This is a genomic window from Albidovulum sp., assembly GCF_049646345.1.
Lineage (GTDB): Bacteria > Pseudomonadota > Alphaproteobacteria > Rhodobacterales > Rhodobacteraceae > Albidovulum.
In genome coordinates this window covers 1-9,206 of the sequence record NZ_JBARVQ010000411.1, presented here as the reverse complement: position 1 = coordinate 9,206, position 9,206 = coordinate 1, and the positions used below count along the sequence as shown (strand labels likewise).

10 protein-coding genes are annotated in these 9,206 nt (G+C 60.5%); 8 read left to right on the top strand and 2 right to left on the bottom strand.

What is annotated here, in order from left to right:
* Together WBB85_RS10185 and WBB85_RS10180 are read right to left on the bottom strand one after the other, a co-directional pair.
* On the bottom strand, positions 1-674 hold a 674-nt coding region (locus WBB85_RS10185), incomplete at its 3' end, for a glycine betaine ABC transporter substrate-binding protein (RefSeq protein WP_432638507.1).
* A 316-nt stretch (positions 675-990) separates the two neighbouring features.
* Entirely contained in the window at positions 991-1,839 is an 849-nt protein-coding gene (locus WBB85_RS10180) for a LysR family transcriptional regulator (RefSeq protein ID WP_432638506.1), read from the bottom strand.
* Between the two features lie 113 nt (positions 1,840-1,952).
* Between WBB85_RS10180 and WBB85_RS10175 the strand changes: the two genes are divergently transcribed.
* From WBB85_RS10175 to WBB85_RS10140, 8 genes are all read left to right on the top strand, one after another.
* On the top strand, positions 1,953-2,489 hold the full coding sequence (locus WBB85_RS10175; RefSeq protein ID WP_432638505.1) for a flavin reductase family protein: 537 nt from the start codon (positions 1,953-1,955) through the stop codon (positions 2,487-2,489).
* 12 nt (positions 2,490-2,501) lie between these two features.
* Positions 2,502-3,983, top strand: coding sequence for an aldehyde dehydrogenase (locus WBB85_RS10170; RefSeq protein WP_432638504.1), 1,482 nt, complete (start codon positions 2,502-2,504; stop codon positions 3,981-3,983).
* 20 nt (positions 3,984-4,003) lie between these two features.
* Positions 4,004-5,038 carry an LLM class flavin-dependent oxidoreductase gene (locus WBB85_RS10165; RefSeq protein WP_432638503.1) on the top strand — a complete coding sequence of 345 codons (1,035 nt, stop codon included), beginning with the start codon at positions 4,004-4,006 and terminating at the stop codon, positions 5,036-5,038.
* A 25-nt stretch (positions 5,039-5,063) separates the two neighbouring features.
* A complete protein-coding gene (locus WBB85_RS10160) occupies positions 5,064-5,660 on the top strand; it encodes an amino acid synthesis family protein (RefSeq protein WP_432638502.1) in 597 nt (198 codons plus the stop codon).
* Between the two features lie 3 nt (positions 5,661-5,663).
* Positions 5,664-6,458, top strand: coding sequence for an alpha/beta fold hydrolase (locus tag WBB85_RS10155; RefSeq protein ID WP_432638501.1), 795 nt, complete (start codon positions 5,664-5,666; stop codon positions 6,456-6,458).
* Between the two features lie 3 nt (positions 6,459-6,461).
* The gene (locus tag WBB85_RS10150; protein WP_432638500.1) at positions 6,462-8,150 is read left to right on the top strand and encodes a thiamine pyrophosphate-binding protein; all 1,689 of its coding nucleotides are present in this window, start codon (positions 6,462-6,464) and stop codon (positions 8,148-8,150) included.
* A gap of 17 nt (positions 8,151-8,167) precedes the next feature.
* Entirely contained in the window at positions 8,168-9,025 is an 858-nt protein-coding gene (locus WBB85_RS10145) for a TauD/TfdA family dioxygenase (RefSeq protein ID WP_432638499.1), read from the top strand.
* The coding region (locus WBB85_RS10140; protein WP_432638498.1) for a hypothetical protein at positions 9,022-9,206 on the top strand (185 nt) is incomplete at its 3' end. The genes WBB85_RS10145 and WBB85_RS10140, both read left to right, overlap by 4 nt.

Here is a 9,206-nt window from a genome sequence, read left to right as displayed (position 1 = left end):
TCATAGGGCGGCTCTTCCAGGATCGTCAGTTCATGCAATGCAAAGACGTAGTGCGGCGTATAGCAGAATCCAACCCAAGGCTTACCAGCTTCGATCGCGACATCAAGACCGGCATAGGCGATGGTTTCATCGCTCTGGGTCAGTACCATCGTCTGGTCATAGCCGTAGGACTTGGCGCGGACCTGCTCAACATTGGTTGAGGCCCAACCCGGCGCACCGATCCATACTTCACCCTTGCCGTCGCCATCAGTGTCGAAGATCGCGGCGATCTCGGGGCGGGTCAGATCGTCGATCGACGAAATGCCGTGCGCGTCTGCCGTACCCTTGTCAACGCACATACCCTGAAAGGCCTCAACGCCGTTCGGGTTCTGGGTTACGGTGCCCGTCTCGGTGACGAATTTGTCGTAAAGGCCCTGCTGGTTCGGCAGCCAGACTTCGGGATGCAACTGCATCGCGCCGCTGTCCATCGCCTCGAAGATGATAGGGTTGGTACCGCTTTGCAGCTCAACCTCAAGCCCAAGATTGTCTTCGATGATCACTTTGAGAATGTTTGCCTCGGCATTCACCGACGGCCAGTTCGGCACACCGATCACGATGTCCGCCGCTACAGCGGCAGAGCCCAGCATCACTGCCGAGCCCAAAATCGCGCTTCCCAGAATTGTGGTGTTTTTCATGATTGAATTCCTCTTACTGTTGATCGTTTTTGTGGCTTCTGCCGACATGGTAGGGAGACTTGGTGGCCAAGGCCAAGCAAATCCCGAAACTGGCATTATGGCTTGATAATCTGGACTCATCCCCGACAGTCGACTTCAGGGTTTCTGCATCCCGTTGATCTGAGCCCCTCCTGCCGTTTTCGGCCGGAAAGGCAATTTCAGATACACGTTAAGCGCGAGCCCCCATCACCGGGCAAGTATTGCGGTCCGTCATGCATTTGCAAAATGATTAATTTTGCATAGAGAAATCGAAATTCCCGATATGGATATTTCGAACTTACTGGACAGGCTCAGCGCTGAGGTCCCGAACCAGATCGGGCAGCCAGTGCCAGCCCATCGCCGCCTGGTCGTTCACCACTAGATAGGTATTCCGGGTAAAGACCGGTGCGATATGTATTGCATGAAGCCTGCCTTCGGCGGTGAAAGGGACGGCCAGACGCTCGGGCAGATAGGCCGACCCGCCATTGGCCAGAAGAAAATCCAGCGCCCAGATCGCGCTGTCAAAACTGACACGCGAGATGCCGGCATCGGCATAGGCAGCCGCGTGCTGATCGCGAAACTCTTCCCCCAGATCGACATATATATAGTCCGACGTGAAGCGGATCGGGTTGTCGGGCCGCGTCGCGTACAGGATCAGTCTTTCGGGTTTCAGCGCGTGGATCGTGCGGTTGCCGTGCACCGAGGGCCGGTAGGTCATCGCCACGTCCACAAGGCCCGACCCCAGCTGCCGCTCCAACGCCTCATGTTCCCCCTGGCTGGCGGCAAGCGCCATGGTGGGGCTCAGCTTGTTGACCGCCTCGAAAAACGCACGGCCCGGACCGGGCCAGAGATCGACATGGCAACCGAAATTGCAGACCGATGTCGTGCCCTCGGGCAATGAGGTTTCCTGCCGCGCCTGACGCCAAAGGCCGGTCATGATCTCGGCGTAACGCAACAGTTTGGTTCCGGCGGGGGTCAGCGTGGCGCCGGATTTCTGGCGGTTGAGCAGGGTCTGGCCCAGCGTCTCCTCAAGCCCGCGCAACCGTGCGGTCACCGTCGATTGCGTCACGTTGAGTTTTTCCGAAGCCCGGACGAGTGACCCGGTTTCGACAATTGTCAGAAAGGTCTGAAGCGTCACGATGTTCATAAAGAGCCTCATGGTTCGATAATTTTGCATTTATGCTGCCAAACAATTCGTTTTTCAAATGCATTCGACTCTGGCAGGTTTTTCAGGCCACAGAGACCAACGGGAATTACGCCATGCCTGCATGCCAGCTGAGAACCGGCACTGATGTGTCACGCGACGCGTTCATCCGAACCATGCGGATGGTTGCAAGCAGTGTGACAGTGGTCACGACTGACGGTCCCGCTGGCCGCCACGGTGCAACGGTCAGTGCATTTACCTCGGTGTCAGCCGATCCGCCGACGATCCTTGTCTGCCTTAGGGCCGACAGCCGGATCGCGCAGGCGGTGGAGGAAAACGGCCTGCTTTGCGTCAATGTCCTGCCCGCCGAAAGCCGCGCTATCGCCGACCGCTTTGCGGGCAAGGATGATGCCTGGCTTGAGGATCGGTTTTCCGGCATCGACTGTTTCGGTCGCCCCGGCGCCGCGCCGCAGATCGACGGTGCCACGATCTTTTCCGGCACAGTCGAACAATCGGTCCTGTCGGGCAGCCACCGCATCTTCATCATTCGCGTGAACACCGTGCGTGAGGGGATGGACCAGCCGCTGACCTATCTTGATGGCGCTTATCACCGCGTCGTGCCCGAAGCTTCGGCAGCCCCCCGGATTTCCTGAGAGAGAGCCTTCATGAGCGATATCAAAACCTACAAGATGCTGATTGACGGAAAGTGGGTCACGGCATCGGATGGCAAGACCTTTGACAGCGTCAACCCAGCCACCGGCGTGGTCTGGTCACGCATCCCCGAAGCGACCGCCGATGATGTGAACCGGGCAATTGAAGCCGCCGACCGGGCGCTCAGCTCTGGCCCCTGGGCCAAGATGTCGCCCACCCAGCGCGGCCATTGCCTGCGCCGTCTTGGCGATCTTCTGGCCGATAAATCCGAAGAACTGGGCCGGGTTGAGAGCATCGACACCGGTAAGATGTTCAAGGAAACCCGCTGGCAGGCCAAATACATCTCGGAGTTCTTCCACTTTTACGCAGGCGCCGCTGACAAGATCCATGGCGAGACGCTGCCGATCGACAATCCCGACCTGTTCTTCTTCACCAAGCGAGAGCCTTTGGGTGTCATCGCCGCCGTGGTTCCGTGGAATTCGCAGTTGTTCCTCTCGGCGGTCAAGATCGGCCCGGCACTGGCTGCAGGCAATACAATCGTTTTGAAGGCCTCGGAATTCGCCTCGGCCGCGATGCTGGAATTCGGGCAGCTGATCGAGGCGGCGGGTATTCCGCCCGGTGTTGTCAATATCGTCACCGGCCACGGCGATCCTTGCGGGCGGGTCTTGACCTCGCATCCCAAGGTGGCGCGAATTTCGTTCACCGGCGGGCCCAATGCCGCGCGTCATATCCTGACAAATTCCACCAACAACTTCGCTGAAGTGTCGCTGGAGCTGGGTGGAAAATCACCCTTCATCGTGTTCGACGACGCCGATATCGAAAGTGCGGTCAATGGCGCGGTGTCGGGCATCTTCGGCGCAGCGGGGCAAAGCTGTGTCGCCGGATCGCGGCTGCTTTTGCATGACAGCATCGCTGATGGCTTCCTTGAACGGATGGCCGGTCTGGCCGCCAATATCCGCATCGGCGATCCCTTGGCGGAAGAAACCGAGATGGGGCCGATCTGCACTGAAGGGCAGATGGAAAACATCACCCGCGAAGTGGCCCATGCCCAGACCGAGGGCGGCAAGCTGATTTGCGGCGGCCACCGCGTGGCCGGTCTGCCGGGCCGCTTTTACGCGCCCACCATCATCGACTGCCCGAATCCCGATCTGCGCATCGTCGATACCGAGCTTTTCGGCCCGGTCGTGTCGGTTCTGCGCTTCAAGGATGAGGCCGATGCGGTGCGCCTTGCCAATCACACCGAACACGGGCTGGCTGCCGGTATCTTTACCCGCAACGGCGCGCGTGCCCACCGCATGGTCGATGCGGTCAAGGCCGGTATCGTCTGGGTCAATACCTACCGCGCGGTGTCACCCATCGCCGAGTTTGGCGGCATGAAGAACTCGGGCTATGGCCGCGAAAGTGGGTTTCAGGCCGTCTATGACTATACGCGGCCCAAAACCGTGTGGATGAATACCTCGGATGAACCCCTCGGCAGCCAGTTCGTGGCGCGCTGATTTACCCAACGGAGAGCAGCATGAAATTCCACCTTGCCATCAATATGGAGCGGATCGACGACAGCCTCGATATGAAGGATGTTGCCCGCCACACGCTGGAAATGGTTCAGATGGCCGACCGCTCGGGGTTCGAGATTGTCTGGGCGGCAGAACATCACGCGATGGAAATGACCATCGCACCGAACCCGTTCCAATTGCTGACCTGGTGGGGTGATCACACAGATCGCATCCGCCTTGGTACCGCCGTCGCCGTCGCGCCCTACTGGAACCCGATCCGGCTGGCGGGCGAAGCCGCAATGACCGATCTTCTGACCGGCGGGCGGCTCGAATTCGGCATCGGCTCGGGCGCTTATCAGCGTGAATTCGACCGTATGCATCCGGGGCTGAAGCAGTCGGACGCCTGGCGGTACATGCATGAGATGATGCCAGCGGTGAAGGCGCTCTGGGCTGGGGATTACGAGCATAACGGGGAATTCTGGCAGTTCCCGAAATCCACCTCGGTGCCCAAGCCATTGCAAAAAGACGTGCCGGTCTGGGTCGCTGCCCGCGCGCCGATCACCTTCGATTATGCGGTTGAACATGGCTATAATATCATGTCCTGGCCGCTCACACGCCCAATGTCCGAGGTCGATCTTTATCTGGAGCGTCTGGCGGAAGCGCAGGCCAACCATCCCGGCAAGAAGCGCCCGCAAATTGCGATGATGCGCCATACTGCACTGGTGGAGCGCGCCGATCAGATCGACGTGCCCATCGCCGCTGCCCGGCGCCAGTTGTCGCAGTTTGAAAACCTGTTCAAGAACCTTGGCGATGTGAATAACGGTTTCGCCAAGCAGATCCCGCTGGAGGATCTGGAAAACCGCGCCGAATATGATCCGAAAATGCTGGCCGAAAACCTGATGTTCGGCACGCCGGACCAGATCATCGACCGGTTGAAGGGCTATGAGGAACGGGGTGTGGACAGCTTTATCTATTATGCCAGCCTCGGCCTTGGCCATGCCGAACAGAAGCGCTCGATGGAGCTTTTCTGCAACGAAGTCATCCCGGCTTTTGCCTGACCCATATTCTGAAAGGACGACCCGAATGCCCGCCGAAATCCGCCGGACAATCCTCAATATCCAGACCACGCAGATCGAAGGCGGTAAGGGTGTGCCGGTGCCCACCAAGCTGATCGCCGCCATGGTCATCATCAAGAACCCCTGGTTCGGGCGCGGCTGGGTCGAAGACCTGAGCCCCGAAGTGCGCGATATCGGGCCTGAGATCGGCAAATTGCTGACCGACATGATCCTTGATGTGACCGGCGACAAGCTGGAAGGCTATGGCAAATCCTCTGTCGTCGGCATGGGCGGCGAGATTGAGCATGCTCAGGCCCTGACCCATTCCTTGTGGTTCGGCAACCAGTACCGCGATGCGGTCAAGGCGAAATCCTATCTGGCCTTCGCCAATACAAGGGGGGGGGCTGGCACCTCGCTGATGATCCCCCTGATGGACAAGGATGATGGCGGGCGGCGCTCGCATTACCAGACCATCCATCTTTCGGTGCAGGATGCGCCTGCCGAGGATGAGATCATCGTGGCCCTGGGTGCGTCCATCGGCGGCCATCCTCTGCACCGGATCGGCGACCGTTATCAGGACCTGAAGGAAATGGGCCGCGACGTCGATAATCCGGCGGGTGTCTGAGGCATGATTGCCGGAGGCACCGCATATGATCTGACAGGACCGGCCGATGCGCCGGTCCTTGTCCTCATCCACGGGCTGGGGCTGACCCGCGCGACATGGGCGGACCATGTGCCAGTGCTGGCCCGCGACTACCGGGTGCTGAGCTATGACCTTTGCGGCCATGGTGAAACCACCCTTCCGGACCGGACCCCGAGCCTTGTGGTGCTCTCTGACCAGCTCTGCGCTCTCATGGATGCGCTGGATATTCCCCGCGCCACGCTCATCGGCTTTTCGCTGGGCGGCATGATCAACCGCCGTTTCGCCATGGATCACCCCGACCGCTGCGAAGGTCTGGTGATCCTCAACTCACCGCATGAACGCACCCCCGAGGCCCAGCGCCTTGTCGAGGAACGCGCGGCGGCGACCGGCGCAGGCGGCCCTGCCGCGACCATCCAAGAGACGCTGGAACGCTGGTTCACGCCGGAATTTCGCGCAAGCAACACGAAGGTGGTGAACTGGGTCCGCGACACGGTTCTGGCCAATCACCCCGATAATTACACCAGGCATCGTCAGGTGCTGGCCTCGGGCGTGGTCGAACTGATCCGGCCAGATCCGCCGATCCCCCATCCCACTCTGGTGATGACCTGCGAAAACGATACAGGCTCCACACCGGCCATGTCGCAAGGCATCGCGACCGAAATCGAAGGGGCCGAGGTGATCATCGTCCCGGACCTTCAGCATCTTGGCCTTCTGGAAGAGCCGCAGCTTTTTCTAAGCCCGATCCTCGGGTTTCTTGGCCGTATCTTTGAGAAGGACTGAACCATGGTAAAACTCACAGGCGGACAAGCCGCGGTCGAGGCGCTGAAGGCGGAAAAGGTCGGCCATGTCTTCGGCCTTATCGGCTCGGCGACGATGGAGATGTTCGACGCACTTTATGATGCGTCCGAAATCAACCTGATCGGGGTCCATGACGAACGCACCGGCACCCATATGGCCGATGGTTACGCGCGGATGAGCGGTCAGGCCGGCGTCGTGCTGGCGGGCCAGAACGGACCGGGGGCCACCAACCTTGTGACCGGGCTGGGGCAGGCCAAGGCCGCCTATTCGCCGGTCGTCTCTATCGCCGGATCGCTCGCCTCATCGCATGTCTACCGCGATGCGTTTCAGGAGGTCGATCAGCAGGCGCTGTTCACCCCGATCACCAAGAAGACCTGGACCGCGACCAGTGCCGACCGCGTGCCCGAAATGGTGCGCGAAGCCTTCCGCGTGGCGATGACGCCCCGGCGCGGGCCTGTGCAACTGAACCTGCCGCGCGACGTCTTGTCGGCGCAGTCCGAGTTCGACGCCTTCCAGACGCCCGAGACTTATCGCAGCCAATCCAATCCCGCCGCGCCTGCCGAGGCCATCGCGCAGGCCGCGAAGATGCTGACGGGTGCCTCCCGTCCCGTCATTATCGCGGGCGGTGGCATCAAGAACACCGGCGGCCATGTTCAGGCCTTGGCCTTGGCCGAGGCGCTGAATGCACCCATCGTCACCTCGCCCGGCCACGGCGATGCCATCCCCTTCGGCCACCCCCTGAATGCAGGCCAGATGGGCCCGCGTGGTAACATCGTCGCCTCAAGGCTGGTGCGCGAGGCTGATGTGATCCTCGCGCTGGGCACACGGGTTGGCTTCAACGCCACCTTCTACAGCTACGACAATATCAATCGCGATGCAGCGATCATTCAGGTGGAACTGGAACCCACCGCCATTGGCCGCTATTTCCCCGTGGCCCTTGGCATCTGGGCCGATGCGCCGACGGCAGCCGTCCAGCTGACCGAGGCCGTGGGCAAGCTCCGCGACCGCGCCAGCGCCGACACATGGACGGACGCCTACAAGGCCGAGCGTCAGGCTTTCCTCGCCAAACGCGATGCCGATGCGCAGGTGGATGCAATGCCAATCCACCCGTCGGGTCTTTTCAAGACGCTGCGCGATGTCCTGCCACACGATGCCGCCGTGACCATGGATGCAGGCACGCTTTGCCTTCAGGCCACCGACGCGCTGAACTACTGGACCCCGAAAAGCCTCTTCACGCCGCTGGATTTTGGCCTCGTCGGCTTTTCCTTCGCCTGCGGGCTGGGGATCAAGCTGGCCGCCCCGGAACGGCCTGTGGTCAGCTTGATGGGCGATGGCGGCTTTGGCATGACGGTCTCGGAACTGTCGACCGCCGTCGATCACGGCATCAACACCGTGACCGTGGTGATGAACAACGGTTGCTGGGGGGCCGAGAAAGCCTATCAGCGCGATTTCTTCGGCGGGCGCTACATCGGGGCCGATATCTCCTCTCCGCCCTTCGATAAACTGGCCGAGCTATACGGCGCCAAGGGGTACCGCGCCGATACGCTCAAAGGTATGGCCGAGGCGATCGAGGCAGCATTGGACTGCGGCAAACCGGCAGTGGTTGACGTCCAGGTCGACCCGGCTGCACTCTACTCCTTCCGCCGCGACAGCTTCAAACATCGGGGTGGTTGAACCTCGAAGGAGCGAACATGCTGAGCATCGAAAAGATCACACCGAATATCGGCGCCGAAGTCTCCGGCGTCGATTTTTCCGCGCCGCTGACCCAGCCGGTGCTGGATGCGCTGTATCAGGCGCTGCTTGATCATCTGGTCATCTTCGTGCGCGGGCAGGAAATCAGCCCGAAAGCCCATATGGCCTTTGCCCAGAGCTTCGGCGATCTTGACGAACCCCATCCGCTCTATCCGCATGTCGAGGGGTATGAGCGGATCGTGAAGCTGGAAAACGACCCGAACACACCGCCCGACACCAATACCTGGCATACGGATCTGACCTTCAAGGCTGAACAGCCCTTTGCGTCGATCCTGATCGCACGGCAGGTTCCACCCTGCGGCGGCGATACGATGTGGTCCAGTTGTTATGCCGCCTATGATCGCCTGCCCGAAGGCATGAAACGTGATCTGGAAGGTATGGAGGCGGTCCACGACCTGGGCGATTTCCGCAACAGTTTTGCCGGGGACAGGGACGGAAAAACCGGCAAGGCGCGCCTGGACGAAGCGGTATCTCGCTTTGGCCATATGGTCCGCCCCCTGATCGCCAGACATCCGGTAACGGGGCGCAAATTCCTCAATTTCAACGAAAGCTTCGTGAACCAGATCGTCGGCATGACCACGATCGAGTCGAATGCCATGAAGCTCTGGCTGGCCAACCACATGAACAAGCCCGAAATCCAGATGCGCTTTCGCTGGTCGCCCGGCGCACTGGCGATGTGGGACAACCGGGTGACCATGCATTTTGCGGTGGCGGATTACCTGCCCCAATACCGGTGCATGAACCGTATCACCGTTGTCCGTGATAGACGGGCACAGCAAAAAGAGGCAGCCGCATGAGTGACAAGACCTATCCCGCGACCGAGGCGCAGCGCGCCACCGGTGACTGGAACCCGATGTGGGACGCGCTGGCCGAGATGGACCCGGACTATCTGGAAACCTTCCTCGCCTTCCGCGCGGTGCCACAGACCAAGGGCCCATTGGAACAGAAATACAAGGAGCTGATCTTCATCGCGATCAA

Coding starts and splice junctions, on each gene's coding strand:
- WBB85_RS10145 (WP_432638499.1), top strand. CDS start 8,168: ATGCTGAGCATCGAAAAGATCACACCGAATATCGGCGCCGAAGTCTCC.
- WBB85_RS10180 (WP_432638506.1), bottom strand. CDS start 1,839: ATGAACATCGTGACGCTTCAGACCTTTCTGACAATTGTCGAAACCGGG.
- WBB85_RS10160 (WP_432638502.1), top strand. CDS start 5,064: ATGCCCGCCGAAATCCGCCGGACAATCCTCAATATCCAGACCACGCAG.
- WBB85_RS10150 (WP_432638500.1), top strand. CDS start 6,462: ATGGTAAAACTCACAGGCGGACAAGCCGCGGTCGAGGCGCTGAAGGCG.
- WBB85_RS10170 (WP_432638504.1), top strand. CDS start 2,502: ATGAGCGATATCAAAACCTACAAGATGCTGATTGACGGAAAGTGGGTC.
- WBB85_RS10175 (WP_432638505.1), top strand. CDS start 1,953: ATGCCTGCATGCCAGCTGAGAACCGGCACTGATGTGTCACGCGACGCG.
- WBB85_RS10155 (WP_432638501.1), top strand. CDS start 5,664: ATGATTGCCGGAGGCACCGCATATGATCTGACAGGACCGGCCGATGCG.
- WBB85_RS10165 (WP_432638503.1), top strand. CDS start 4,004: ATGAAATTCCACCTTGCCATCAATATGGAGCGGATCGACGACAGCCTC.